Below are 349 nucleotides of genomic sequence, written 5' to 3'. Positions count from 1 at the left end.
CAATTACTTCGCCATCGGCGCCGTAGTTTTCTACTTGAATCCAATCACCATAGGTTACTAGGCGATTTGCTGCGATTTGAATACTCGCTACAAAGCCTAAAATAGTGTCTTTAAATACTAATAACGTAACAGCTGCAATAGCACCAAAGCCAGAGAGAATATAAGTGGGAGATTTCTCAAGGAAAATACTTACAATTAAAATAGCACACACAATAAAGGTGATTAGCTTAACAACCTGAATTAAGCCCTGAATAGGGACTTCGCGTGCAAACTCCAATTGGTTATAAATAGAACCCGCAATACTTACAATACTGCTAAAAATAAAACCTACATGAATAATTAGTATGGC

The 349-nt window shown here is 37.0% G+C and carries 1 pseudogene; it reads right to left on the bottom strand.

The features are described from left to right. Positions 1-349, bottom strand: a pseudogene (locus tag AAEY99_RS21265) (mechanosensitive ion channel family protein); the annotation flags it as partial.

The organism is Shewanella sp. S1-58-MNA-CIBAN-0166 (genome assembly GCF_040310085.1).
Taxonomy (GTDB): Bacteria; Pseudomonadota; Gammaproteobacteria; order Enterobacterales; family Shewanellaceae; genus Shewanella.
Note: the sequence above shows the minus strand (reverse complement) of the source record. Positions and strands in the feature narration are given on the sequence as shown.